Consider the following 26,189-nt stretch of genomic DNA (forward strand, 5'->3'; position numbering starts at 1 on the left):
GACAGTCCCGAAGGTATTCGCGTTCCCTTGCAGGGTGTTATGGACGGGAATTCAGAAATTCCGCTCGCTTTTGTTCCGTGGTGAGTGGGACAGGCCCGGGCGGTGCCGGTGACCGTCAGGAGCCGTTCGCGGAGCGCAGGGCGAGGATCAGGTCCAGGCGGGCGTCGGGGTCGTGCAGGGCGTCGCCGAAGAGCTTCTCCAGCTGGCGCAGGCGGTAGCGGACCGTCTGCGGATGGATGTGGAGCCGGGCGGCGACGTCGGGCACGTTGCTGCCGCTGAGCAGCCAGGCCAGCAGCGTCTCGGCCAGCCGGGCCCGCTGTCCCCCGGAAGCGGCGTCGAGGGGCGCGAGGGCCCGCGTCCGCAGGTGGGCGAGCAGCGGCTCGTCGCCGTACAGCAGCAGGGTCGACAGATGGTCGGCGCATCGAACCACGCCCTGCCGGGGCAGGATCCCGCGGCCCATCAGCCCCAGCGCCCGCGTGGCCCAGCGCAGCGACTGCGAGGCCTCGGCGACGGGGACCGTCGGGCCGATCGCCGCCGGCCGGCCCTGCAGGCCCAGCAGGAACGACCGGCCGCCGAACCGCCCGGAGCCCTCCGGGTCCGGCACCAGCACGCGCGGCGGCCGTGCCCCCATGTCCATGAGCGCCCCGGGCATCGCCGGCGGTCCGTCCGCCGTGTACGGGTCCGCGGTGGCCGCCAGCGTGACGACGGCGACCCGCGACGGCACCCGCCAGCGTGCGCCGTGCGCCAGGTCCTGCACCGCCTCCGGGGACGCCGGCCCGTCGCCCAGCAGCAGATCCAGCAGGCGCCGGCGGCGCCGTTCCAGCTCGTCCGTGCTGTGCGACCGAGCCTCCGCGTAGCCCGCGGCCGCCGCCTCCGCGACCTCGTGCACGGTGCGGAACGCCAGTTCGCCGAGCGTGGCCACGACCGTCGAGTCCAGCCCGAGTTCCTCCGCCGTACCGGCCATCAGCCGCCAGGCGTGCAGCCCGCCCACCCGTAACGCGGACTGCAACGCGTCCAGACTGCGGCCCTCGATGGCCTCGCCGCGCCCGAGTTCGTAGTACGTCGCGGCGATGGCGGCTCCCTGGCCGCGCGGATCTGCGATGTGGTCGACGAACAACGTGAGCGCCTGCACCACGCCCGCCCGGAGATTGCGGCCGTAGGTGCCGTCGGCCGGCCTGGCGTACTCGGGCACCTGCCGGCGGACCTCCTCCTCCACCTCGTCGGCGACGCCCTCCAGCCGGGCGCGCAGTAGCTCGGCCAGATCGGGCGGAACCGAGACGGTCCCGGGATCGGTGGGTACGCCGCGCGGGGTGGGGACAGCCACGACGGACACTCCTTTCACCCGGAGGAGGCTCGCCCACGCACCGTTGCCCGTGGGACGAGGGGGACGTCCTGGGTTGGACGGACGCCCCCTGCGCTCCGTTCCGTGCCCCGGCTGGACCGACATCACTCCGGCACCCCCAGCGCACCGGCGAGCATCGGCCACGAGGCGGTGAACTCCCGCTTCCAGTAGGTCCAGCTGTGTCCTCCTCCCGCGTAGTAGTGGGTGGTGACCGGAATGCCGAGGAGCGCGAGGAGGTCGGTGAACCCGTGCGCGGAGGGCCACAGGGTGCTCTCCAGCGCCTCGGGCAGCCAGTCGCCGGTGCCGCCGACCACCCCGCTGCCGCCGGAGACGTACAGGGAAGTGCCGCGCAGCCCGGCGGCCCGGGCGCGCGGGTTGAAGTCGCGCCAGGTGAGGGCGTTGAGCAGCGGGCTGCCCCAGAGCGAGTGCGGGGCCAGGTACTCGCGGGCCACGATGGCGTCCAGGAGCGCGGGCACGCCGGGGGCGGTGGTGTCGAGGATGCCGCTGTAGGAGGCCGCGGCGGTGAACGTGCCCGGGTGGCGGGCCGCGTGCGCCATCGCGCCGTACCCTCCGGTGGAGACCCCGGCGACGGCCCGCACGCCGGACGCCCGGTAGTCGCGGGCCAGCAGCGCCGGCACCTCCTGGAGCTGGAAGGTCTCGTAGTCGGGGCCGCCGCGCCAGGCGGTGGGGATGCCCGTGGGGCCCGCGTCCGGCATGACGACGATCAGGTCGCGGCCTTCGCTGAAGGTCTCGATGTCCGTCTCCCGGGTCCAGGACGTGTAGTCGTCGTGGGCGCCGTGCAGGAGGTACAGGGCGGGGTAGGTCCGCGTGGGCCGGGCGTCGAAGCCGGACGGCAGGATCAGCCGGACCGGGGCGTTGCGGCCCAGCGCGGGGGAGGACACGGTCACGTCCAAGGTCCGCGGCCCCAGCCGGGTCGTGGCCCGGGCGCGTCCGGTGGCGCCGGTGGCGCCGAGCAGGGCGGCCAGGCCGGTGGCCGCCGCGGCCCTGGTGACGGCGCGTCGGGACGGTCGGGCGGTGTGTCGCGGCATGGCGGCTCCTCAGTCCGGTTCAGCGGGTCCGCTCGGCGCGGCGAGCACCTGCCGCAGATGGGCGGCGATCTCGTCGACGTGCGGCGGGTCGAGCAGCGAGAGGTGGTGTCCGGGGACCGGTACGACCGTCAGACGCGGGCACACCTCGTCCCAGCCGAGGGTCTCGTCGTCCCGTTCGTAGGCCGGGTCGCGCACGGTGTGCGGGGCCGGTCCGGTGGCCCGGTACAGGACCACGCGGCCGTCGTGAGGGCCCGGCCGGTGGGTCTCGCCGACCCTCAGGTCGAGGTAGGAGGCCCTCTGGTGCTCCAGCGCGGCCGCCGGTATCTCGACGGCCCCGCGCAGGGTCGCCAGCACGAGGTCGATGCGCTCGCGGTCGTCGTCCATCGCCACGAGCTCGTCGTACGGCAGCCGCAGCCGCACCCCGTAGGTGTCGCGGACGTGCCGGGCGAAGCCCGTGAGGTGCGCGCGGACACGGTCGGCCGGGGTGCGACCGGGGTGGAGGAGGGGCCGCACCGAGTCGATGAGCACGACCAGCGGCACGGCCCGTCCGGCGGCGGCGAGTTGTCGTGCCGTCTCCTGGGCGAGAAAGCCGCCGAAGGACCAACCACCCAGCAGACAGGGCCCGTCGGGGTGGGCGGCGGTGATCGCCTCGGCGTAGCGGCGCGCCTTCTCCGGCACGGTACGGGCGTCCTCCAGCCGTTCCAGCCCGTGCACCGGACGGTCGTCCCCGAGCCGTTCGGCGAGTGCGCGGTAGACGTCGACGCGGCCGCCGGCGGCGTGGAACAGGAACAACGGCGGCCGGGAGCCGGTGCGGCGCAGGGCCCGCAGCGCAGAGGGTCCCGCCTCCTCGTCCCCCGTGGTCGCCGTCGCCGGGGCTGTCGTGGGGAGGGACCGCCGGATGCGCTCGGCCACCTCGTCGACGGTGGCGGTGCCGAGCAGGTCGCGCAGCGGCAGCTCGACCCGGAACTCGCGTTCCAGGGCGGTCCGGACACGGACGGCCATCAACGAGTCCAGCCCGAGGTCGGCCAGCGCCGTGGCAGGTGTGACGCGGGCCGCCGGGTGGCCGGTGACGGCGGCGATGTGGTGGCTCAGCCGCGAGGTGACCGAGCCCGGACCACCGGCCTCCTCGCCCGTTCCGTCGGCCTCCTCGCCCGTGCCGCCCGCCTCCACGCCCGTGCCGCCGCCCGCCACGCCCGGTGCGGCGGGCTCGGCCCATCGCCCCGTCGGCGCTGCCGTCGCCGCGACCGGGGCCCGGCCGTCCGTCCACCAGTACCGGGTGTGCCGCCAGCGCGGTACGGGCACGTCGACGACCCGGCCGCGTGGACGCGGCAGGGGCAGACCGGCGGCGTACAGGGCGCCCAGCTCCGTGAGGAACCCGGCGCAGCCGTCCGCGTCGCGGCGCAGGGTGCCCACCGCGAGTGCGCCGGGCACCGTGTCGGTCACCGGCCGGGCCAGGACCGGATGCGGCGAGATCTCGACGAAGGCGGTGTGGCCGTCGGCGGCGGCCGCCGCGAGGGCCCGGTCCAGGCGCACCGGCCGGCGCAGATTGGCGGCCCAGTGGGCGGCGTCGAACCGGGAGTCGCCGCGTGGGTCGTCGAGGACGGTGGAGTAGACGGGGATGCGCGCGGGCCGGCCCCGGATGTCCAGGAGGGCGTCGGTCAGTTCCGGCAGCAGCGGGTCCACCTGGGGCGAGTGTCCCGCGCCGACGACCCGCATGGCCCGGGCTGCGCGGCCCTGTTCCCCGAGGCGGCGCACGAGCCGGGTCACCGAGTCCTCGTCCCCGGTGACGACCTTCTGCCGGGGCGAGGAGTGGACGGCGACCCGGACGCCCGGGAACTCGCCCCCCAGGCCGGCCAGTTCGCCGTCGTCCAGATCGACGACGGCCATCGCGCCGCCGTGCAGCCCGCTCAGCAGCCGGGCCCGCACGGCGACGACCCGGGCCGCGTCCGGCACGTCCAGGGCGCCCGCGCAGACGGCGGCAGCCACCTCGCCCAGGGAGTGACCGATCACGGCCACCGGCTCGACGCCGTACGCACGCCACAAGTCGGCCAGCGCCAACTGCATCCCGAACAGCACCGGTTGGGCGATCTCCACCCGGTCGAGCGGTGCTCCGCAGGCCAGCCGGTCGTGCAGCGAGAAGCCGCAGACGTCGGCGAGCTGCGCGTCGAGCCGCTCCACGGCGGCCGCGAAGGCGGGTTCCTCGGCCAGCAGACGGCGCCCCATGCCGGGCCACTGGCTGCCGTACCCGGAGAACACCCACACGGGGCCGCGCCCCAGGCGATCACCGTCACCGGTCAGCACCCGCGCATGCGGCCGGCCCCGCGCCAACGCGCCCAGCCCGTCCGCCAGTTCCTCCGGGGCATGGGCGACGACGGCGGCCCGTACCGGCCCGCGCCCGGTGCGTCCGGCGAGCGTACGGGCCACATCGGCCGGACGGGCGGCGCTTCCCGCGGGCGTGCGGAGCCAGCCGGCGAGCCGGGCCGCGGTGTCCCTCACCCGCTCGGTGTCGACGTCGGACAGCAGGTGCAGCAGGGCGGCCGGCTCCTCGGCCGGGGGCGGCGGCAGCGGGCCGGGACGCCGTTCCTCCAGTACGGCATGGGCGTTGGTGCCGCCGAACCCGAAGGCCGACACCCCGGCGACGGCCGTGCCGCCGTAGCGGGGCCACGGCTCCGGCTCGGTCACCACCCGCAGCCGGACGTCGTCCAGGGCGGTGCCGTGCGCGCAGTGCAGCGACGGCGGAATGCGGTCGTGATGCAGTGCGAGGACCGTCTTCACCAGGCCCGCGATGCCCGCGGCGGACTCCAGGTGCCCGAGGTTGCCCTTGGCGGAGCCGAGCAGCAGCGGCTGGTCGGGGTCGCGGCCCGGGCCCAGGACCGCGCCGAGCGCGCCCGCCTCGACCGGGTCGCCGAGCGGGGTGCCGGTGCCGTGCGCCTCGACGTGGTCGATGTGCGCCGGGGCCAGCCCGGCCCGCGCGTAGGCGGTGCTCAACAGGGCCTGCTGGGCGGCCGGGTTGGGCGCGAGGAGACCGTTGGAGCGGCCGTCGGAGTTGACGGCGGTGGCCCGCACGACCGCGAGGACGCGGTCGCCGTCGCGCTCGGCGTCGGACAGCCGTTTCAGCAGCACCGCCGCGCACCCCTCGCCGCGCCCGATGCCGTCGGCCGCCGTGGAGAACGGCTTGCAGCGGCCGTCCGGCGCGAGGGCGCCCGCCCGCGCGAACGCGACACCGACGACGGGCGACAGCAGCAGGTTGACCCCGGCCGCGATCGCCAGATCGCTCTCGCCGGTGCGCAGGCTGACGCAGGCGTGGTGCACGGCGACGAGGGAGGACGAGCAGGCGGTGTCGACGGCCATGCTCGGCCCGCGGGTGTCCAGGACGTACGCCAGCCGGCCCGCGGTCACCCCGAGCGCCGCGCCCGCCGGGGCCCAGGGGTCGACGGCGGCGGCCCGGGCCCCGGTGAGCTGTCCGTACTCCGGGGCGCAGACGCCGACGAAGACGCCGGTGGCCGTGCCGGCGAGGGAGACGGCCGGGACGGCGGCGTGGTCGAGCGTCTCGTGGACGACCTCCAGGAGCATCCGCTGCTGCGGATCCATCACCGTGGCCTCGCGCGGTGTGATGCGGAAGAAGTCGGCGTCGAACCCGGCGATGTCGTCGAGGTAGCCGCCGTACGGGGGCGCGTCGGCGGGCGGGAAGGCGGTGAAGTCCCGCCACCGGTCCGCGGGGACCGGCCCGATCGCGTCGGTCCCGTCGACCAGCAGCCGCCAGTAGTCGGCCGGGCCGCGCACCCCGCCGGGCAGCCGGCATCCGACCCCGATGACGGCGACGGGCTCGTCGAGCGCTGTCGGGGGAAGGCCCGTGTTCGTCGCGGCGAGGTGCGGCGCGGGCAGATGCCCTGCGGCCGGTCCGCGCAGCTGGGCCAGCAGCGCTTCCAGCGTGGGCGCCGACCAGAGCAGGGTCGCCGGCAGTTCGCGGCCCGTGAGCCGGGACAGTTCCCCGGCCAGGCCCACCGCGTCCCGCGAGGACATGCCGAGGTCGGCCAGCGGCAGGTCCGCCGGCAGTTCGTCGCCGGCGGTGCCGCTCCAGGCGGTGACCCGGTCCGCGATCAGGCGGCGCAGGGCGCCCTCGTCGAGGGTGCTCATCGCGTGGCCCCCGCCCCGAAGACGCCCTCCAGATACCGGGCCCGGGTGAGGGCGCGCGCCACCTTGCCGCTGGACGTCCGGGGCACGGCACCGGGAGCGACGAGGACGACATCGGCGAGCCGCAGGCCGTGCCGGGCGGAGACGGCCGCGCGCACGGCCCGCGCCAGGGCCGGTAGGTCGATCCCGTCGAGTCGGGTGGCGCGGGTGTGCTCGGCCACGACGACCACGCGCTCACCCGCGTCGCCCCCGCCGTCCTCGTCGCCCGGAACGCCGAAGGCGGCGAGCCGGTCGCGCCGTACGGCCGGATGCGCGTCCTGGACGGTGGCCTCCACGTCCTGCGGGTAGTGGTTGCGGCCGTCGACGACGATGAGGTCCTTCAGCCGGCCGGTGACGAGCAGTTGTCCGTCCAGCTCCGTGCCCAGGTCGCCGGTGCGCAGCCAGCCGCCCGGGGCGCCGGCCGGCCGGGCGCCGAAGACGCGCCGGCTCCGGGCCTCGCTGTTCCAGTAGCCGCGCCCCACGTTGGGGCCCCGCACCCAGATCTCGCCGACCTCCCCCTCGCTGAGGGAGTCGAAGGAGACCGGATCGACGATGCGGACCTGCTGGCCCGCCGGGGTGCCGCAGCCGACCAGTTGCACGGCGTCGGCGTCGTCGGGCCGCGCGGGCAGGGCCTTCCCGGCGGCGAGGGCGTCCCGGTCGAGGGCGAACCGGCGCAGCGGCTCGCCGGGCCGGGCGGCGCTGACGAAGACGGTGGCCTCGGCGAGCCCGTACGACGGACAGTGGACGTCCGCGGCGAGGCCCTGGGCGGCGAACGCCGCGTGGAAGCGGTCGGCGGTGCCGGGCCGGACCGGTTCACTGCCGTTGATCAAAGCGGCGACCCCGTCGAGGCGCAGCTCCGCCTTCTGCGCGTCGGTGACGGCGGAGACGCAGTAGTCGTAGGCGAAGTTGGGCGCGGCGCTCAGCGCGCGGGGATGCGCGGCGAGCAGCCGCAGCCAGCGGGCCGGCTCGTACAGGAACGCGGCCGGGTCCATGAGCACCGACGGGCGACCCTGTACGACGGGAGCCGCGACGCTCAGCACGAGCCCCATGTCGTGGTAGAGCGGCAGCCAGCCCACGCAGGTCACCGGGTCCGCGTCGGCGCCGTAGGCGGCCAGCGCCTGGCGCGCGTTGGCGACCACGTTGGCGTGCGTGATCCGCACGCCCGCCGGGGCGCGGGTGGATCCGGAGGTGTACTGGAGATAGGCGGTCGCCCCGGGGTCCGGCGCGGTCACCGGCCGGTCCCGGGCGGCGGGGCCGGGGACCCGGTCCGCGGCGGGGCCGGGGACCCGGTCCACCGCGACGGCCGGCACGCCCCCGTGCGCGGCGAGCCCGGCCACCTCCGCCATGGCCCGGCGCGTGGTCACCACGACCGCGGGACGCGCGTCGGCCAGCACCCCGGCGAGCCGGTCGCCGTGCCCGGGAAGGCCGGGCGGATACAGCGGTACGGCGACCAGCCCGGCGGTCAGCGCGGCCAGGAAAGCGGTGACGTACTCCGTGCCCTGCGGGCACAGCAGCGCCACCCGCGCCCCGGGCGCGGCCTCCTCGGCGAGCCGGGCCGCGAGCGCCCGCACGCGCAGATCGAGACTCCGCCAGGTCAGCGTGCGGTGAACGCCCCGCGAGTGCGGGGCGGGGTGGTCGACGAACGTGAACGCCCTGCGGTCGGGGGAGGTTTCGGCCCAGTGCCGCAGATACTCGGGCAGGGTCCGGTACGCGGGCGCGAGCGGGGGGCTGCTGTCCATCGGGCGTGGCTCCTCACGGCGTGGTCTCGGCCGGCGGGTCGGGCGGATCAGAGCGGGATTTCGCTGTTCAGAGCGGGATGTTGCCGTGCCGGCGCGCCGGCATCGGGGCGCGCTTCCCGCGCAGCGCGCGCAGGGCACGGCACAGGTGCGCACGGGTGTCCCGGGGGGCGATGACGGCGTCGACGTACCCGCGTTCGGCGGCGGGGTAGGGCGATCCGTGGGCGGCCTCGTACGCGGCGACGAGACGGGCGCGCAGCGCCTCGGGATCCTCGGCCGCGGCGAGTTCACGCCGGTGCAGCACGCCGACGGCGCCCTCCGCGCCCATGACGGCGATACGGGCGGTGGGCCAGGCGAGGTTGAGGTCGGCGCCCAGGTGTTTGGAGCCCATCACCGCGTAGCCGCCCCCGTACGCCTTGCGCACCACCACCGTGATCTTCGGGACCGTCGCCTCGGCGTAGGCGTACAGCAGCTTGGCGCCGCGCCGGATGATGCCGGCCTGTTCCTGGCCGACACCGGAGAGGTAGCCGGGGACGTCGGCGAAGGTGAGCAGCGGGATGCCGAACGCGTCGCAGAACCGCACGAACCGCGCGGCCTTCTCGGAGGCGTCGATGTCGAGGACGCCGGCCGCGTGCGCCGGCTGGTTGGCGACGACCCCGACGGTGGCGCCCTCGACCCGGGCCAGGGCGCAGATGATGTTCGGCGCGAACAGCTCCTGCACCTGCAGCAGTTCGCCGTCGTCGACGACCGTGTGCAGGAGGTCGCCCATGTCGTAGGCCTGTCCGGTCCGGTCGGGAACCAGCGTGTCGAGCCGGGCCCCGTCGGGGGCGGGCGCGGGCGCGTACTCCGGTGGCCGTCCGAGGTTGTTGGCGGGCAGGTACGACAGCAGGTCGCGCACGGTGTCGAGGGCGTCCTCCTCGTCGACGGCCAGGAAGTGGGCGTTGCCGTTCACGGAGTTGCTCGCGCGGGCGCCGCCCAGCTCCTCGGCGGTGGTGCGCTCGCCGGTGACGGCCTCGATGACGTCGGGCCCGGTGACGAACATGTGCGAGACGCCGTCCACCATCACGGTGAAGTCGGTGATGGCCGGCGAGTAGGCGGCGCCGCCCGCGCAGGGGCCCAGGACGACCGAGATCTGCGGGACGACCCCGGACGCCCGCACGTTGCGGCGCACCAGCTCGGCGTAGAGGGCGAGCGAGGCGACGCCCTCCTGGATCCGGGCGCCGCCGGAGTCGTTGAGCCCGACGACCGGACAGCCGGTCTTCAGCGCGAGGTCCATGAGGGCCACGGTCTTCTCGCCGAAGGCCTCGCCCATGCTGCCGCCGAAGACCGTGGAGTCCTGGGCGAACACACAGACCGGCCGTCCGTCGACCGTGCCGTACCCGGTGACGACCCCGTCCCCGTAGGGCCTGGAGGCGCCGTCCCCCGTGGACCGGGCCCGGACGAACCCTCCGGTCTCGGTGAAGGAGCCCTCGTCCAGCAACCGTTCGATCCGCGCCCGCGCACCGAGGGCCCCGGGCCTCCTGGGTGTGCCCGGCAGCACCGCCCGCGCCCGGCGGCGGGCCAGGTCCGCGATGCGGTCGGCCGTGCGGTCGGCGGTGGGCTCCGCCGCGCTCGCCGCTGTCGCGGTCCTTGCCGCGGTAGCCGCGGCCGCTGTCGCCGCAGCCGTCGTCGTAGCCAGGGATGTTGTCGCCTCGCGCGTCACAGCCACCTCCGAAGTGGTTCTCGAATATGGCAGCGACACGGGAGCGAACCGGAGGGATCACCGTTCTGTTTGCGGGAGTTGAGTCCTCGGGGACGCGGGTTCGTCCTGGCGTGACAAGGCCGACGGCGGCGCACACCCGCACGGTCCGAAGCCGACGGCGTCAACCGACCCGTGATGCGGCCGAGTTGGGACAGAGCCCCGTCGTTCACCGCGGGCGGGGTCCTGGGATAGGGTCCGACCGGTTCCGGCTACCGAATGACGACGCGCCGGTACGGGGAGTGTCGGAGGGCGGCAGAGCGATGGAATCGCAGGTGGGCGACGGCGGATCCGTGGACCTGGACGGCGCGCGGCTGGAGTCGATGACTCCGCAACCGCTGCTGACCCGGGACTACGAGACGCGCCCCTCGCTCGTGTACGAACGGCTCAGACAGCAGCACGGTCCGGTCGCGCCGGTCGACCTGCTGGGGGTGCCCGCCTGGCTGGTCCTGGGCTACCGCGAGTCGCTCGAGGTGCTCCAGGACGACGCCGGGTGGCCCAAGGGGCTGGAGAACTGGCGGGCCCGCTCGGAGGGCCGGGTGCCGGCCGACTGGCCGCTCGGCCCGTCCCTCGAGGTCAACCATGTGCTGATCCAGGGCGGACCCGGCTACCGGCCGCTGCGGACGGCGTGGGACGCCGCCCTCAAGCCGTTCCAGGACCCGCGCCACCCGCAGGCCAAGCGGCTGAAGACGGCCGTCGGCGCCTACGCCGACGAACTGATCAGCCTGGTGGGGCAGGCCGGCGGCACGGGCTGGGCGGACCTGTCCGCCCAGTTCTCGCGCCCGCTGCCGCTGATGGTGGCCAGCCATCTGCTCGGCTTCCCCGGTTCGCAGGGCGACGACGCGCTGATGGACATGTGGCGGGTACTGGACGCGGGTCCGGACGCGGAGCCCGCCCTGGAACGGCTGCTGGCGGCGCTCGCCGAACTGGCCGCGGGGAAGCTGGAGAACCCGGGGGAGGACTTCCCCTCGTACCTGCTGGCCGCGCATCCCGAACTCTCGCTCGACCAGCTCGCCCGCGAGTTGTTCATGCTGCTGGGCATGACCTCCGACCATGTCGGCATCCTCATCTCCAACACGGTGGTCGAGGTCATCTCGGGCGAGGGCGGCGTACGCGCCAGCCTGTCCGCCGGGATGGTCCGGGAGAGCATGAACCGGGTGGTCATGCGCAAGCCGCCGCTGGTGAACTTCGTGCCGCGTTTCGCGGCCGAGGACACCCGGCTCGGGAAGTACACGATCCGGGCCGGCGATCCGGTGTGGGTCTCCTCCGCGGCGGCGCACGCCGACCCCGTCTTCGCCGCCCACGCGGAGTCCGGCACCACCGTCAGCACCCGGGCGCATCTGGCCTGGGGCGCGGGCCCTCGCCAGTGCCCCGCGCGCGAACTCGCGTCGACGGTCGCGGCGGTCGGCGTGGGCCGGCTGTTCGAGCGGTTCACCCACCTGGACCTCGCCCTCCCCGTCGACCAACTGCCGTGGCGCTCCTCGCCCTTCATGCGCGGCCTGCGCTCGCTGCCCGTGCGGTACGAACTGGCCACGACGCCGGAGCAGCCGTCCGCGCCGGTCCCGGCCGAGGAACCGGCCGGGACCGGACTGCCCGATCCGGCGGTCCGCCAGCGCTCGTCGCTGTGGCGCTATCTCACGGGCCTGATCGGCGTGGGCCGCTGACCCGGGGCATCGGCGCGCGTCGGACTACGGCTGCCGGAACACCCGGCCCAGTTCGATGCCGCCGATGCGCGGGGCCCGGCCCGTCGCGTTGCGGAAGGTCACGCTGTTGACGCCCTTGCGCAGGTCGACGGGGACGCCCAGCGTCCAGTAGTCCTCGCGGCTCCAGGTGTTCTTGAAGGTGATCCTCAGCGGCGCCGCGGCGCCGACGGTGAGATCCGCCGTACGGGACAGGATGTCGGTGTTGTACGCGTGGCCGTTGTCGCGGCGGTCGTCGTGCGCGTAGTGGACGACCAGCACATGGCGGCCGGAGTCGGGCGTGCGCACCGTGAACTCGGCCGCGCTGTAAGGGCTGTTGCCGAGGTCGTCGATGCAGGAGCCGCCGAAGGCATGGGCGGAGCCGATGAGTTTCGCCCCGCCGGTGAGGGCGGCGGACGCGGCGGCGTAGCAGAGGGTGTCGGCGGTCGAGCCCGCCCCCGACACGTCGAGGGACCGCACGGCCGCGTGCCCGGCGGTCAGCGTGACGCGGTTGTTGCCCGCGACCAGGTAGAGCCGCAGGGGCCGGTCAGGCGCCGCCGTCACCTGCTCGCCGTGCAACGTGAGCCGCACCGCCGCCGAGGCCCGCGGCACGACGGTGCAGTAGCCGTCGCGAGGGGCGTAGACGTCGAAGACGGCCCGGTCGCCCGCCCGCAGGACCAGGGCGCCCGTGCCCGCTCCGGCCGACGAGGAGTAGTCGTACGACGGGCTGCCGCCGATGTCCGCGAGGGTCGCCTCGTAGGACGCCGAGGGTGCGCCGGTGCGCGCGGTGAGGTCGAGGCGGTCGAGGGAGACCTCGGCGTCGTCCCTCGCGAAGGTCAGCACATGGGGGCCGGCCGACAGCTCGACACCGAGCTCCTTCTTGGCTCGGTAGGCCCGGTTCTGGGTCGAGGGGTACGTCACCGTGACCGGGTCCGCGCCGTCGACGAGCAGCTTCTGGGTGGCGGGGGCGCCGGACTCGTTGCCGTAGAGGACCGCCAGGTCGTACGTCCCGTCCGCCGGGACCGTCACCGTGAAGTCGACCCGGTCGGCGACGGTGTCGAGGGCACCGGCGTCCTGCGTGCCGGAGGTGGCGTAGCCGTCGGCGGCGGCGACCGTCCCCGGGGTGCGGACCCGGCCTGCGGTGACCGCCGCGTCCTGGGCCGCGTACGACGCCGACCAGGGCACGGACGCGGTGGAGGGGGTGCCGGCGCCGCCCGGGGTGAGGACGATCCGGTAGGCGGACATCCTGTGCCCGCCGCGCAGCGGCACGGTCACCGAACCGTCGTCCGCCACCTCGAGCCCGGTACGGGCGAGGACCCGCGGAGCCGCGTGCTGCCCCTCGTATCCCGACCAGGCGGCCTCGGCGACGGTGGCGACGACCGTGCGGCCGAAGACGGCGCCGGGGACGCCGCGCACCACGACGTCCGTGTCGCCGTCCGAGCCGCCGAGCAGCACCTGGGCCTGACGGCGCGAGATGTCGAGGGAGGCGAGGCCCTGGAGGGTGTCCACGGTGTGCGGCTGCGGCGGGGTGACCGCGACGGTGTCGCCGGTCAGCCCGGCGTACCAACGGAAGAACCACCAGCCGCCGTTGGGTGTGTTCGTGCGCACCACGTTGCCGTCCAGGTTGCCGGCCGCGTCCCAGTAGGCCTGGTTGGCGTACACCTTGTTCCGCTCGAACATCGACACCCACTGCACGAGTTGTCCCGGCACGGACAGATCGCGGCGGTTGGCGTACTCGTCGATGCTGATCCTCAGCGGTGCGATGCCCAACCGGCGTTCGATCGCACGGTAGTCGTCGTGGTGACGCTGGAAGTCCCGCAGCGAGTCGGGACTCAACTCGTGCCAGGTCACCACCTGAGGAAGCACGTTCTCCCGCTGGGCGAAGGCGAGGAAGTCGCCCATCAGACGGGAGTGGTAGCCCGTCTCGTTGGGCCCGGCGATCCGCGCCCCGGGGTCGATGGCGCGGATACGCCGGTACACCGTCCTCCAGTCCTCGAAGAACCGGTCACGGTTGGCCTCGTACCGCGCCCGGTCGGGGACGCCGAGGTCGTACCAGATGCAGTCGGGCTCGTTGAACGGGATGTGGACGAAGCGGTCGGCGTGCGGGTCCGCCGACACCTTCTCGACGATCTCGTCGACCTTGGGGAGGTAGTCGTCGATGCCCAGGTCCTCGTACGGCCACCGGGCGTAGACGTCCTGCATCATCACGTTGATCTCGCCGCCGCCGTTGCGGAAGAACGACCCGGCGACCGAGAGCGCGCCCCCGTTGGGGTGCTGGGCGCCGCCCTCCGGTTTCTGCGTGATGCTGGTGATCTTCAGCGGTGCGAGTGCGGCGTCGCTGGGCACCCCGTCGTCGCCGATCCCGTACAGCGCGCCGTTGGCGCCGAGCAGCACCGGGCCTTCGGAGACGGCGAGGTCGACGGTGAGGCGCTGCGGGGCGGCCGCGGCGGCTGCTGCCGGGGGAGGTGTGTGACCGGTCACATCCATGCGAGGATTCTGGCCGGTCGTACCGAGGCCGTCAATGGAGCGTGACGAGTGGCCGGGTCACGGCGGCCGGGGAAGCCGGCGGCGAGGGCTCGAGCGGGGTCCCGGACGACCGCGGCCGGCACCCCTCGGCGCGCAGGCCGTTGGACAAGGAGCGGGGCCGCGGTCGGCCGGTCGTCGCTATCCGGTGCGCAGACCTGTCGGGGACCGGGCGGGGTCGGCGTCGGTCGGTCAGCGCCTTCCGGTGAGCAGGCCCGTCGGGACCGGGCCGGGGCGACGTCGGCCGGTCATCGCCAACCGGTGAGCAGGCCCGTCGGGACCGGGCGGGGCCGTGGTCGGTCGGTCAGCGCCTTCCGGTGAGCAGGCGTCGCGGATTGGTGACGCGGAAGGCGTGTGCCGTCGCCTCGCCCAGGCCGAAGCCGGGTTGCTCCGGCGGCTCCGCGTACGGACGGTCGGTGCCCAGCACCACGGCACTCGCGCCCAGGGCACGGACGATCGCGCCGACGGCGCCGGGGCCGTACGAGGACGTCTCGACGAAGACGCCCGGGTCGGCCTCCTCCCGCCCTCCGCCGCGCGCGGCGAGCCGTTCGCCGTGCAGCGGCGCGAGCCCCGCCAGCAGCGCGAAACACACCCGCAGCCGCGGATGGCGCGGCCGGCCGAAGGCCCGGAAAGCGAACCAGGCGGAGTGCATCTGCTGGACGTAGGGGACCATCGCGGGCCACCAGCCCGGCACCTCGGACCCCCCGGGCGCGGCCGGCCCCGGGTGGACGAACAGCGGCAGACCGCGTTCCTCGAGCAGATCGAGCAGCGGGGCGCAGCGCGTGTAACCGGCCGCGTCGGCAAGGGCGTTCGCCGGCAGCTGGAGTCCGACGAAGCCCTGGTCGAGGTTCTCTGCCAACAGCCGCGCGTCGATGTCCCGCACACAGGCCGCGGCCCACGCGCCGAAGGGCTCGGGGAGGGCGGCCGCACCCCGGTGGTAGGCGTCGAGCAGAGGGCGCGCCTCGGCCGGGGGCAGCCATTCCACCCCGATCGGGGCGGACAGCGACACGAGCGCCCGGCCGAGTCCGTCGGCGGCGGCGATCTCCGTGCGCCTGGCCACGTCGTGGTCGGCGGGCGGGACCTCGTAGGGCGGTTCACCGTCCAGGTGGAGCGTCCAGCCGTCCAGGCAGGGCGGTTCGCGGCGCGACCGCAGCGCGGCCACCAGGGACGGGGTCCACAGATGCTGGTGGACGTCGACGGCCGTCATGACGCTCCTGCCGATGCCGATGCCGATGCCGATGCCGATGCCGATGGTGTTGGTGTTGGTGCCGGTGCCGGTGCCGGTGCCGGTGCCGGTGCCGGTGCCGGTGCTGGTGGTGCCGGTGCTTCCGCGGCCGCCGCCTCCGTCACCCAGGTGTGCAGTGAGCCCCGCAGGTCCTCACGGCCCAGGACGGCGCGGCTCACCGCCTCCACGTCCACCCCGCAGGGCCGGTCGTCGTCCAGGCGCGGCACGATCGCGCGGATCGCGTGGTGCAGGAGCGCCGGGCCCCGCCCGAGCGCCGACGGCGCCGCCAGATCAACCGCCTGCGCCGCGACCACGGCCTCCACGGCGAGCAGGTGCCGCAGCAGGCCCAGGATCGTGGTCAGCCGCCGTGCCCCGAGCGCCGCGTTGGTCGAGTCGTCCTCGACGGCATCCGCGCCGTGCCGGGGGTCGGTGCTCACCGGTACGGACAGCATGCGGATCTCGGCGACGAGGGCCTGCGCGGTCTTGGTCAGCGGTGCGAAGCCCGAGCGCTCCGGGCCGTACGGCGAGAGGTTCGCGGGCAGTCCGCTCACGGCCGGGTCCAGCAGGCGACGCATGCGCTCCGCCGACACCGACGCGGTCTGCGTCAGCGCCAGCGCGAGGGTGTCGAAGGCGAGGGCCAGGGCCGGGGTGTGGAAGTTGCCGGACGAGACGATCTCGCCGCTGCCGGCCAGCACCACAGGGTTGTCGCCGCAGCCGTTCAGCTCCGGCCGCAGCGCGGCGTCGGCGAAGTCCAGCGCGGTGTACAGCGCCCCGTGCACCTGGGCCGCGCAGCGCAGGCTGACGGGGTCCTGCACCCGGCGCGCGTTGCGCGGATCGACCAGCTCGCCGCCGGCCAGCAGGGCGCGCAGGCCGGCCGCCGCGCGGGACTGACCGGGGGCGGGGCGCAGGCCCAGCACCCGGGCGTCGAGCGGGCTGGTGTTGGCCCGGAACCCCTCGTAGGTGAGCGCCGTGACGGCCTGGGCGAGCGTGAGGAGGGCGGCCGCCTCGTGCAGGGCGAGGGCGCCCGTCCCGGCGGCCAGCGGGCTCGCGCTGCACAGCACATGCCCGTCCCTGGGGCCCAGCACCGCCGGGGCGAGACCGGCCCGGCGCAGCGCCGTGCCGCCGTCGAGCACCTCGCCGGCGAACTCGGCGGCGCCCTCGCCGATGGCGACCAGGCCGACATGGGCCATCTGACACAGGTCGGAGGCGCCGATCGACCCCACCTCGGGGACCACGGGATGCACCCGCGCGTTGAGCATGTCCACCAGCAGCCGCGGGATCTCGGGGCGTACCCCGCTGCCGCCGCCCGCGATGCCGTTCACGCGGGCGAGGACGGCCGCGCGCACGACGGGCGCCGGAAGCGGTTCACCGACCGCGTCGGCCCGTCCCCGGACCGTACGGACACTGAAGAGCTCGAGCTCTTCGCGCGGCAGGGCGTACGAGGAGCGGGAGCCGAGGCCCGTGGTCAGGCCGTACGTCGGCACCTGGCGGTCGACGACGTCGTCCACGACGGCCCGGTCGCCCGTCAGCCGGGGGAGCACCTCGTCCGCGAGGACCACCCGGGCCCCGTGGCGGGCGACGGCGACGACATCGTCGTACGACAGTGTCCGCCCGTCGACGAGGACCTCGGTGACCGCGACGCCGGTCACGAGAACCGCAGTTCCTGGCCGAGGCCGCGCTCTTCGGCCTTCCTGAGCAGAGCCGCGCCCAGCGCGATGTCGGAGAGCGAGAGGCCGCGGTGCCAGAACAGGTTCGTCTCGTCCGCGCTCTCGCGGCCGGGCTTGCGGCCGGCCACGATCTCGCCCAACTCGCCATGCAGATTGGCCTCGTTCAGCCTGCCGGAGTCGACGTGCGCACGCAGCGCGCCGAACGGTCCGGCGTGTGCCTGTCCCCAGTCGTCGACGACGATCTTGTCCATGATGTCCGTGAGCGTGAGCTCGACGGCACTGTTCGTGCCGTAGGGCACGACCAGCGCGCCGGGGGCGATCCACTCGGTCCTCAGCAGCGGTTCCGGCCGTTCCAGGCGGGACGCCTCGACGACGATGTCCGCGCCCTCCACACAGCTGCGCCAGTCCTCCGTCACGACGACCGGCTTGCCGAGGTCCCGCTCCAGCCGCTCGGCGAAGGCCCGCCGGCTCTCGGGGCGGCGCGAGTGGACGCGTATCTCGGTGAGGTCGAAGATCCGGTCGAGCAGCCGGACGTTCCAGTACGACGTGGCGCGGGCGCCTATGTGCCCGAGCACCGTCGAGTCCGGACGGGCCAGGTGGCGTGCCCCCAGTGCGGTGAGGGCGCCGGTGCGCATCTCGGTGATCGCGGTGGCGTCGAGCACGGCCACCGGCATGCCGGTCCGCGGGTCGAAGAGGTTGAGCATGGCCATCTCGGAGGGGAGCCCCTGCCGGTAGTTGTCCACGTAGTCGCCCACGATCTTGACCCCGGCCAGCGACAGCGGGGCGACATAGCCGCGGAGAACATTGAAGTGACCGTGGAAGGCGGGATCGGGCATGAGATGCACACGTGGCTCGATCACCGTCTCGCCCAGACCCTGGGCGCGCAGTCCGTCCTCGACGGCGTCGAGTATCTCGGTGTCGGTCAGCTCGAGCCGCTCGATGTCCGCACCGTTCAGGAACGTGAACAAGACCGGTTCCATGAGTTGTGTACCTGCCTCGGAGCTGGGGGTTTGTTGATTTCGTACGAACGTAACGCGCCGTTTACAGTCGGGCATTGACTGCCATTCAGTCACCGGTAACTCTGCATGACCATATGCAGTCGGGTGAGGGGCAGTCTTGATCAAGTTCGACGCGGTGAGCAAAAACTATCCGAACGGCACCACGGCCGTGGACGAGCTGTCCCTGGAACTCGCCGAGGGCGGCATCACGGTTCTGGTCGGCCCTTCCGGGTGCGGCAAGACCACGACCCTGCGCATGATCAACCGCATGGTCGAGCCGACCGCCGGGACGGTGAGCCTGCGCGGCCGGGACATCCGGGAGGTCCACGCCCCCGAACTGCGCCGAGGCATCGGGTACGTGATCCAGCACGCGGGACTGTTCCCGCACCGCACCGTCCTCGACAACATAGCCACCGTCCCGCTGCTCCTCGGCTGGAGCCGGAAGAAGGCGCGGGCGCGGGCGGCGGAGCTGCTGGAACTGGTGGGGCTGCCGCCCGAGATGGCCAAGCGGTACCCGAACCAGCTCTCCGGCGGACAGCAGCAGCGCGTCGGGGTGGCCAGGGCGCTGGGCGCCGACCCTCCGGTGCTGCTGATGGACGAGCCGTTCAGCGCCGTCGACCCGATCGTGCGCGCGGAGCTCCAGGGCGAGTTCCTCCGGCTCCAGAAGGAACTCCACAAGACGATCGTGTTCGTCACCCACGACATCGACGAGGCGATCAGGCTCGGCGACCACATCGCGGTGTTCCGCACCGGCGGCAGGCTCGCGCAGTTCGACACCCCCGAACGGCTGCTGGCCCGGCCCGTCGACGAGTTCGTGGCCGGCTTCGTGGGGCAGGACCGGGGCATCCGGCGGCTGTCCTTCGTCAAGGCGGCCGAGGTGCCGCTGCGCGCCGGGCCGGTGCTGCCGGCGACCTCCGCGGTGGCCCTCGCCCGGGCCGCCGACGAGCCCTGGGTGCTGGTCGTCGACGGCGCCCGGCGCCCGCTCGGCTGGACGGCGGTCGCCGGCCTGCCGGAGAGCGGCACGCTCGCCGACGCGCCGTTGACGCCCCTCGGCCACACGTTCAGCCTGGTCGGCGACTCGGCCCGGGCCGCCCTCGACGCGGCGCTGCTGTCGCCCTCCCGGCTCGCCGTGGGCGTGGACGCGGACGGCGCGGTCATCGGGGTGGCGGACGCCTACGAGCTGTCCGCGGTGACGGCCGCGGCGGAAGCGACGGCGACGGCGGCGGTGCCGGCCCGTCGGACGGTCCCGGAGCAGGTGGTCCCGGACCCGGCGGTTGTGCACAAGGCGGTTGTGCACAAGGCGGTCCCGGACCAGGCGGACGTGGGCCGGGCGGACGTGGGCACAGCGGGCGGTGCCGACGGCGTGGGCGGTGGTGAGCGATGAGTGGCGGCGAGCCGCTGATCCGGTGGGACTGGATCGGCGACCATGCGGGCGAGCTGGCCGACTACACCGGCGCCCATCTGCGGCTCGGCCTCCTGCCGGTGCTGTTCGGGCTGATCGTCTCCGTGCCGCTCGGGATCGCGTGCCATCGCTGGCGGTGGCTGTACCCGCCGGTGCTGACCGTGGCCAACATCCTGTACTCCATACCGTCCCTGGCCCTGTTCATGATCTTCGTCAGGTATACGGGGCTGACCGAGCGCACGGTGCTGATCCCGCTGACCCTCTACACGCTGTCGGTGCTGGTGCCCAATGTCGTGGACGGCCTCGCCTCGGTTCCCGACCCGGTCCGGCAGGCGGCCACCGCGCTGGGCTTCGGCCCGGTACGCCGCGTCGTCCAGGTCGAACTGCCGATCGCCGTGCCCGTCGTCATCGCCGGCGTACGCGTCGCCGCCGTCTCGTCCATCAGCCTCGTCGCCGTGGGGCAGCTGATCGGACAGGGCGGACTCGGCTACTACATCACCCGTGGCCTCCAGCTCGACTTCCCGACCCCGATCGTCACCGCGATCGTGCTGATCATGCTGCTCGCCCTCGCGACCGACGCGCTCCTGGTCCTCGCGCAACGGCTGCTCACCCCCTGGTCCCGGAGCAAGGTGACGTCGTCATGAACGATCTCCTGAACCAGGTCCGGCTCGTGGGGGACTGGCTGGCCTCCTCGAAGCAGTGGCACGGCGACGAGGGAATTCCCCGGCGGCTCGTCGAACACCTCACCTACAGCGGTCTGTCGCTGCTGTTCGCCGCGCTGATCGGGCTGGCCCTGGGGCTGCTCGTCGGGCACACCGGCCGGGGCGCGTTCGCGGTGGCCGGCGTGGTCAACCTCGCCCGGGCCATCCCCACGTTCGGCCTGGTGGTCCTCGTCGTCACGATCGCCGGACTGAGCACCACGCCGGTGCTGATCGCCCTGGTCGCGCTCGCGGTCCCGCCGATCCTCATCAACACCTTCGAGGGGGTCCGGGGCGTGGATCCCGCCACCCGGGACGCGGCCCGAGGGGTGGGCATGACCGAATGGGAGGTCCTGGTGCGGGTGGAGGTGCCCATGGCGCTCCCGCTGATCCTCCTCGGGCTCCGGATCGCCGCGATCCAGGTCGTGGCCACCGCGACCGTCGCGGCCTATCCCGGTCTCGGCGGCCTCGGCCGCTTCATCGTCGACGGGCTCTCCCGCAACGACTACCAGCTGGTGGTCGGCGGCTCCACCGTCGTCGTCGCGCTGGCGCTCGTCGTCCAGATCGCGTTCACCGCGCTGCGGCGCGTCCTCGTCTCGCCGGGCCTGCGGGTCTCGGCGTCGAAGTCCTGAATTCTCCCGATCTGTTCGGGGCCCGAGAAAGGAACCACCCGTGACCACCATGAACACCGTGCGACGCATGTCCAGAGGCGTGTCCAGGGGCGCCGCGTTCGGCCTGGTCGCCGCGCTCGCGCTGACCGCCTGCGGCAGCGGCGACGACAGCGACAGCAACCCGCTGACCGGCGGCGGCAGCAGTGCCGGCAGCGGCGACGGCAAGGCCCTCGTCGTCGGCTCGGCGAACTTCCCCGAGAACCAGCTGCTGGCCGAGATCTACGCCGAGGCGCTGGAGGCCAAGGGCCTTAAGGTGACGCGCAAGTTCGACATCGGGGCCCGGGAGGTCTACTACGACCAGGTGGTCAAGGGAGGCATCACCGTCTTCCCCGAGTACAACGGCGCCCTGCTGGCGACGGCGGTCGACAAGACCAGCACCGCGACGGGCACGGAGGACATCAACGCCGAGCTGAAGAAGAAGCTCCCGTCCTCGGTGGAGATACTCGACTCGGCCGCCGCGCAGGACAAGGACTCGGTCACGGTCACCGCCGAGACCGCCGCCGAGTACCACCTCAAGACCCTCGCCGACCTCGAACCGGTCGCCGGGGACTGGACGATCGGCGCCGGTTCGGAGTTCAAGACCCGCACCCAGGGCTGGGTCGGTCTGAAGAAGGTTTACGGCGTCGAGTTCGGGAAGTTCCAGCCGCTCGACGCGGGCGCCCAGAGCACCCTGCTGAAGCTGCTGAAGTCCGACAAGGTGCAGGCCGCGAACATCTACACCACGGACCCGGCCATCGTCGAGGACAAGCTGGTGGTGCTGGAGGACCCGAAGAACCTCTTCTCCTCGCAGAACATCACGCCGCTGGTCTACAAGTCCGCCGTCGACGACACGGCCAAGGCGGCGCTCAACGGCGTCTCCGCCAAGCTCACCACCGAGGACCTGGTGGAGATGATGAAGAAGCTCGTCAACGACAAGGAGGACGCCGCCACGGTCGCGAAGGAGTGGCTGACGAAGGCCGGCCTGGCGAGCTGACTGTTCGGCCCCGCCGCGCGTCAGTCGTTCGGCCCAAGTCGTGCCCGTGCCCACGCCCCTGTCATTGCGGCCCGCCCCCGGACGCCCGAGGGTGGAGCCAGGTGGCGGGCGGCGGCGAGGAGGACGGGCGATGACGGACGGCGACGGCGCGGCGGACGCCGAGCGGCGGCGGCTGGCGGAGGCCGACGAGGGCGTGGCGCCCTGGCGGCGCTGGGGGCCGTACCTGAGCGAGCGGCAGTGGGGCACGGTCCGGGAGGACTACAGCACCGACGGCGACGCCTGGTCGTACTTCACCCACGACCAGGCGCGCAGCCGCGCCTACCGCTGGGGCGAGGACGGCATCGCCGGTGTCAGCGACGACGGACAGCGGCTGTGCTTCGCCCTGGCGCTGTGGAACGGCCGCGACCCGATCCTCAAGGAGCGGATGTTCGGGCTCACCAACACCGAGGGCAACCACGGCGAGGACGTCAAGGAGTACTACTTCCACCTCGACAACACGCCCACGCACTCGTACATGAAGTACCTCTACAAGTACCCGCAGGGCGAGTTCCCCTACGCCGACCTCGTCGACACCAACCGGGCCCGGGGGCGCGACGACTTCGAGTACGAGCTGCTCGACACCGGTGTCTTCGACGAGAACCGCTACTTCGACGTGTTCGTCGAGTACGCGAAGGCCGGGCCGGAGGATCTGCTGGTCGAGATCACGGCGCACAACCGGGGCCCCGACGAGGCGGTCCTCCATCTGCTGCCGACGCTGTGGTTCCGGCACACCTGGTCCTGGGCCGGCGGCACGGCCGTGCCCGCCCTGCGCGCGGCGGACGGCGGCATCCGCGCCGACCACGAGGAGCTCGGCCCCCGGTGGCTGTACCACGACGGCGCGGCAGAGCTCCTGTTCACCGGAAACGAGACCGACAACGAGCGGATCTTCGGGAGCCCGAACACCACCCCCTACGTCAAGGACGGCATCGGCCGCTACGTCGTGCACGGCGAGACCGGCGCCGTCGACCCCGCCCGTACCGGCACCAAGGCGGCCGTCCACCGGATGCGCACCGTCCCCGGCGGCGGCAGCACGACCCTCAGACTGCGCCTCACCGCCGCCGAACTCGCCGACCCCTGGCGGGACTTCGACTCGACCCTGGAGTCACGCCGGGCCGAGGCCGACGCCTTCTACGAGGACATCACCCCCGACGGCATGGGCGAGGACGAGAGGCACCTGGTCCGCCAGGCGCTGGCCGGCATGCTGTGGAGCAAGCAGTACTACTACCTGGACGTCCAGCGCTGGCTCGCCGAACACGGGGTCGACCCGCTGGCCGCCGACCCCCGGATCCGCAACAGCGCCTGGTACCACATGGTCAACGACGAGGTCATGTCGATGCCGGACACGTGGGAGTACCCGTGGTTCGCGGCCTGGGACCTCGCCTTCCACACCCTCGCCCTGGCCATGGTCGACATCGGCTTCGCCAAGGGCCAGCTGGAACTGCTGCTGCACCGCCTCTACCTGCACCCCAACGGCCAGATCCCCGCATACGAATGGAACTTCGGCGACGTCAACCCGCCCGTGCACGCCTGGGCCACCCTCTTCGTCTACGAACTGGAGAAGCACCGCACCGGACGCGCCGACCGCGCCTTCCTGGAGAACGCCTTCCAGAAGCTGATGAAGAACTTCACCTGGTGGCTCAACCGCAAGGACGTCGACGGCAACAACGTCTTCCAGGGCGGCTTCCTCGGCCTCGACAACATCGGCGTCTTCGACCGCAGCGCCCCGCTGCCCACCGGCGGCCACCTCGACCAGGCCGACGGCACCGCCTGGATGGCGCTGTACTGCCAGAACCTCCTGGACATCGCCATCGAACTGGCCGTGGACAACCCGGTGTACGTGGAGCAGGCGCAGTCGCTCTTCGAGCACTTCGCGTGGATCGCCGTCGCCATGAACCGCGTCGGCAAGGACAACGCCAGCCTCTGGGACGAGGAGGACGGCTTCTTCTACGACGTCCTGCGGCTGCCCGACGGCAGCGCGACCCCGCTCAGGGTGCGCTCCCTGGTCGGCCTGATCCCGCTGGCGGCGACCAGCGTGATCGGCGGCCGCGCGGACCAGCGTTTCCCCGAACTCGTCCAAGGGGCAAGGGAGTTCATCGAGCGGCACCCGGCCGTCGAGGCCTTCGTCTCCCAACACGTCAGCGCGGATCCGAGCGCCGAGGGCCGGTACCTGTTCGCCCTGTTCGGCGAGGACCGGCTGCGCCGCGTCCTGGCCCGGATGCTCGACGAGGACGAGTTCCTCGGCCCGCACGGCATCCGCTCCCTCTCGCGCCATCACGCCGAGCACCCGTACACCTTCGAGGTGCACGGCGAGACCTACGGCGTCGGCTATCTGCCGGCCGAGTCCGACTCGGGGATGTTCGGCGGCAACTCCAACTGGCGCGGGCCGGTGTGGTTCCCGATCAACCTGCTCCTGATCCGCGCGCTGCTGAACCTGCACGGCTACCACGGCGCGGCCTTCACGGTGGAGTGCCCCACCGGCTCCGGACGGCTGATGAACCTGTACGAGGTCGCCCGTGAACTCTCCGACCGGCTCACCTCCACCTTCCTGCGGGACGCCGAGGGGCACCGCCCGGTGCACGGCGCGCGGCCCCAGTTCGCCAAGGACCCGCACTGGAAGGACCTGATCCTGTTCTACGAGTACTTCCACGGCGACAACGGCGCGGGCCTCGGCGCCTCCCACCAGACCGGCTGGACCGGCCTGGTGGCGGCCACCACATCGCTGTTCCACACCCTCACCGCCGAGGAATGGCACCGCGGCGGCCGGGAGTCGCTGCGGCCGAAGAGCGACGGCGACCGCGAGGAGCCCCTGTCATGACGGTGCTCTACGAGATCAACACGGCCGTCTGGCTCGGCGAGTTGAGCGGACGGTACGGGCGCCTGGTCACGCTGGGGGACGTGCCCGGCGAAGCCTGGGACGAGATCGCCCTGCCCGGCATCGACACCGTCTGGCTGATGGGCGTCTGGGAGCGCAGCCCCGCCGGACTGCGGATCGCGCTGCGCGACGAGTCCCTGCGGACGTCGTTCCGCGCCGCCCTGCCCGACGTCACCGAGGCGGACATCGCCGGATCCCCCTACTGCGTACGGGACTACGTCGTCGACGCCTCCTTCGGCGGACCGCGGGGACTGGCCGAGGCCCGGGGGCAACTGGCCGCCCGGGGACTGCGGTTGATCCTGGACTTCGTCCCCAACCACGTCGCCCCCGACCACCCCTGGGTCACCGGGCACCCCGACCGGCTGATCCAGGGCACCGCGGACGACCTGTCCCGGAGCCCGGGCGACTTCATCGAGTCCGGTGGTCGCGTCCTCGCCCGGGGACGCGACCCGTTCTTCCCGCCCTGGCCCGACGTCGTGCAGCTGAACGCCTTCGGCGACGCCCTGCGCGCGGCGACCGTGGCCACGCTGGTGTCCATCGGCGACCAGGCGGACGGCGTGCGCTGCGACATGGCGATGCTGCTGATGAACGACGTCTTCGCGAAGACGTGGGGCGACCGGGCCGGCCCGCCGCCCGCCGAGGACTTCTGGCCGCACGTCCTCCCGCGCGTCCGCGAGCGCCACCCGGACCTCCTCTTCGTCGCGGAGGCGTACTGGGACCTCGAAGGGGCCCTCCAGCAGCAGGGTTTCGACCACTGCTACGACAAGCGGCTGCACGACCGGCTCCTGCACGAGGACGCCGACTCCGTCCGCGCCCATCTGCGGGCAGACCTCACCTACCAGCGAGGCCTCGTCCGGTTCCTCGAGAACCACGACGAGCCGCGGGCCGCCGCCGGACTGCCCGGCGCGCGGGGGCGGGCGGCAGCCGTCGCCGTCGCCACCCTGCCCGGCGCGACGCTCTGGCACGAGGGCCAGTTCGAGGGGCGCCGGGTCCGCCCGCCGGTGTTCCTCGCGCGCAGACCGCAGGAACCGGTCGACGAGCCGCTGCGCGCCTTCCACCACCGGCTGCTGACGGCCGCGGCCGCCGTCCGCCGGGGCGAATGGCGGCCGCTCGCCCCGACCGGCTGGCCGGACAACGACACCCACCGCAACCTGCTCGCCTGGACCTGGACGCACGCGGACGTACGCCACCTGGTCGTCGTCAACCACTCCGACCGCCCGGCCCAGGCACGGCTGCCCCTGCCCTGGGACGACCTGCCCGGGCCCGAGCACCGCCTGACCGACCTGCTCACCTCACAGTCGTACGACCGTGACGGCGGCGAACTGACCGACCCCGGCCTGTTCGTGGCCCTGGAGGCCTGGCAGACCCATGTCCTCGAGGTCCGGTGACGGCCCTTGGCGAGGG

The 26,189-nt window shown here is 73.6% G+C and carries 16 protein-coding genes; 7 read left to right on the forward strand and 9 right to left on the reverse strand.

Going from position 1 to position 26,189, the window contains the following annotated elements; translation table 11 throughout:
• Window positions 1-115 precede the first annotated feature (115 nt).
• The 5 genes from ABT070_RS06100 to ABT070_RS06120 form a co-directional block, all read right to left on the reverse strand.
• Complete coding sequence (locus tag ABT070_RS06100) at window positions 116-1,324, reverse strand: PucR family transcriptional regulator (protein ID WP_351755333.1); 1,209 nt, start codon at window positions 1,322-1,324, stop codon at window positions 116-118.
• A 122-nt stretch (window positions 1,325-1,446) separates the two neighbouring features.
• The gene (locus tag ABT070_RS06105) at window positions 1,447-2,391 is read right to left on the reverse strand and encodes an alpha/beta hydrolase (protein ID WP_351755336.1); all 945 of its coding nucleotides are present in this window, start codon (window positions 2,389-2,391) and stop codon (window positions 1,447-1,449) included.
• A 9-nt stretch (window positions 2,392-2,400) separates the two neighbouring features.
• Window positions 2,401-6,528: an acyltransferase domain-containing protein gene (locus tag ABT070_RS06110; RefSeq protein ID WP_351755339.1), complete on the reverse strand. Its 4,128-nt coding sequence runs from the start codon at window positions 6,526-6,528 to the stop codon at window positions 2,401-2,403.
• On the reverse strand, window positions 6,525-8,303 hold the full coding sequence (locus ABT070_RS06115; RefSeq protein ID WP_351755342.1) for a fatty acyl-AMP ligase: 1,779 nt from the start codon (window positions 8,301-8,303) through the stop codon (window positions 6,525-6,527). Before ABT070_RS06115 ends, ABT070_RS06110 begins: the two co-directional genes overlap by 4 nt.
• Window positions 8,304-8,370: 67 nt before the next feature.
• Window positions 8,371-9,873 carry an acyl-CoA carboxylase subunit beta gene (locus ABT070_RS06120; protein WP_351755982.1) on the reverse strand — a complete coding sequence of 501 codons (1,503 nt, stop codon included), beginning with the start codon at window positions 9,871-9,873 and terminating at the stop codon, window positions 8,371-8,373.
• A gap of 428 nt (window positions 9,874-10,301) precedes the next feature.
• Between ABT070_RS06120 and ABT070_RS06125 the strand changes: the two genes are divergently transcribed.
• On the forward strand, window positions 10,302-11,702 hold the full coding sequence (locus tag ABT070_RS06125; RefSeq protein WP_351755345.1) for a cytochrome P450: 1,401 nt from the start codon (window positions 10,302-10,304) through the stop codon (window positions 11,700-11,702).
• 24 nt (window positions 11,703-11,726) lie between these two features.
• Here ABT070_RS06125 and ABT070_RS06130 read toward each other — a convergent pair whose 3' ends face one another.
• The 4 genes from ABT070_RS06130 to ABT070_RS06145 all read right to left on the reverse strand — a co-directional run bounded on the left by ABT070_RS06130 (window position 11,727) and on the right by ABT070_RS06145 (window position 18,112).
• Entirely contained in the window at window positions 11,727-14,204 is a 2,478-nt protein-coding gene (locus ABT070_RS06130; RefSeq protein WP_351755347.1) for a carbohydrate-binding protein, read from the reverse strand.
• A 340-nt stretch (window positions 14,205-14,544) separates the two neighbouring features.
• Window positions 14,545-15,447: an amidohydrolase family protein gene (locus ABT070_RS06135; protein WP_351755350.1), complete on the reverse strand. Its 903-nt coding sequence runs from the start codon at window positions 15,445-15,447 to the stop codon at window positions 14,545-14,547.
• Window positions 15,444-17,114, reverse strand: a complete 1,671-nt coding sequence (locus ABT070_RS06140) for an HAL/PAL/TAL family ammonia-lyase (protein WP_351755353.1) — start codon at window positions 17,112-17,114, stop codon at window positions 15,444-15,446. The genes ABT070_RS06135 and ABT070_RS06140 overlap by 4 nt, the downstream gene beginning before the upstream one ends.
• Window positions 17,111-18,112, reverse strand: coding sequence for an ornithine cyclodeaminase family protein (locus tag ABT070_RS06145; protein ID WP_351755356.1), 1,002 nt, complete (start codon window positions 18,110-18,112; stop codon window positions 17,111-17,113). Before ABT070_RS06145 ends, ABT070_RS06140 begins: the two co-directional genes overlap by 4 nt.
• Before the next feature lie 136 nt (window positions 18,113-18,248).
• Between ABT070_RS06145 and ABT070_RS06150 the strand changes: the two genes are divergently transcribed.
• From ABT070_RS06150 to ABT070_RS06175, 6 genes are all read left to right on the forward strand, one after another.
• Window positions 18,249-19,514, forward strand: a complete 1,266-nt coding sequence (locus ABT070_RS06150) for an ABC transporter ATP-binding protein (RefSeq protein WP_351755358.1) — start codon at window positions 18,249-18,251, stop codon at window positions 19,512-19,514.
• Window positions 19,511-20,176: an ABC transporter permease gene (locus ABT070_RS06155; RefSeq protein WP_351755361.1), complete on the forward strand. Its 666-nt coding sequence runs from the start codon at window positions 19,511-19,513 to the stop codon at window positions 20,174-20,176. Before ABT070_RS06150 ends, ABT070_RS06155 begins: the two co-directional genes overlap by 4 nt.
• A complete protein-coding gene (locus ABT070_RS06160) occupies window positions 20,173-20,862 on the forward strand; it encodes an ABC transporter permease (RefSeq protein WP_351755364.1) in 690 nt (229 codons plus the stop codon). Before ABT070_RS06155 ends, ABT070_RS06160 begins: the two co-directional genes overlap by 4 nt.
• Window positions 20,863-20,911: 49 nt before the next feature.
• Window positions 20,912-21,874 carry an ABC transporter substrate-binding protein gene (locus ABT070_RS06165; protein WP_351755984.1) on the forward strand — a complete coding sequence of 321 codons (963 nt, stop codon included), beginning with the start codon at window positions 20,912-20,914 and terminating at the stop codon, window positions 21,872-21,874.
• A 130-nt stretch (window positions 21,875-22,004) separates the two neighbouring features.
• On the forward strand, window positions 22,005-24,728 hold the full coding sequence (locus tag ABT070_RS06170; RefSeq protein WP_351755367.1) for an MGH1-like glycoside hydrolase domain-containing protein: 2,724 nt from the start codon (window positions 22,005-22,007) through the stop codon (window positions 24,726-24,728).
• The gene (locus ABT070_RS06175; protein ID WP_351755370.1) at window positions 24,725-26,173 is read left to right on the forward strand and encodes an alpha-amylase family protein; all 1,449 of its coding nucleotides are present in this window, start codon (window positions 24,725-24,727) and stop codon (window positions 26,171-26,173) included. The genes ABT070_RS06170 and ABT070_RS06175 overlap by 4 nt, the downstream gene beginning before the upstream one ends.
• The last annotated feature ends 16 nt before the right edge of the window (window positions 26,174-26,189 follow it).

Origin of the sequence: Streptomyces sp. NPDC002884 (assembly GCF_040295245.1) — a bacterium.
In the GTDB taxonomy this organism is placed as follows: domain Bacteria; phylum Actinomycetota; class Actinomycetes; order Streptomycetales; family Streptomycetaceae; genus Streptomyces.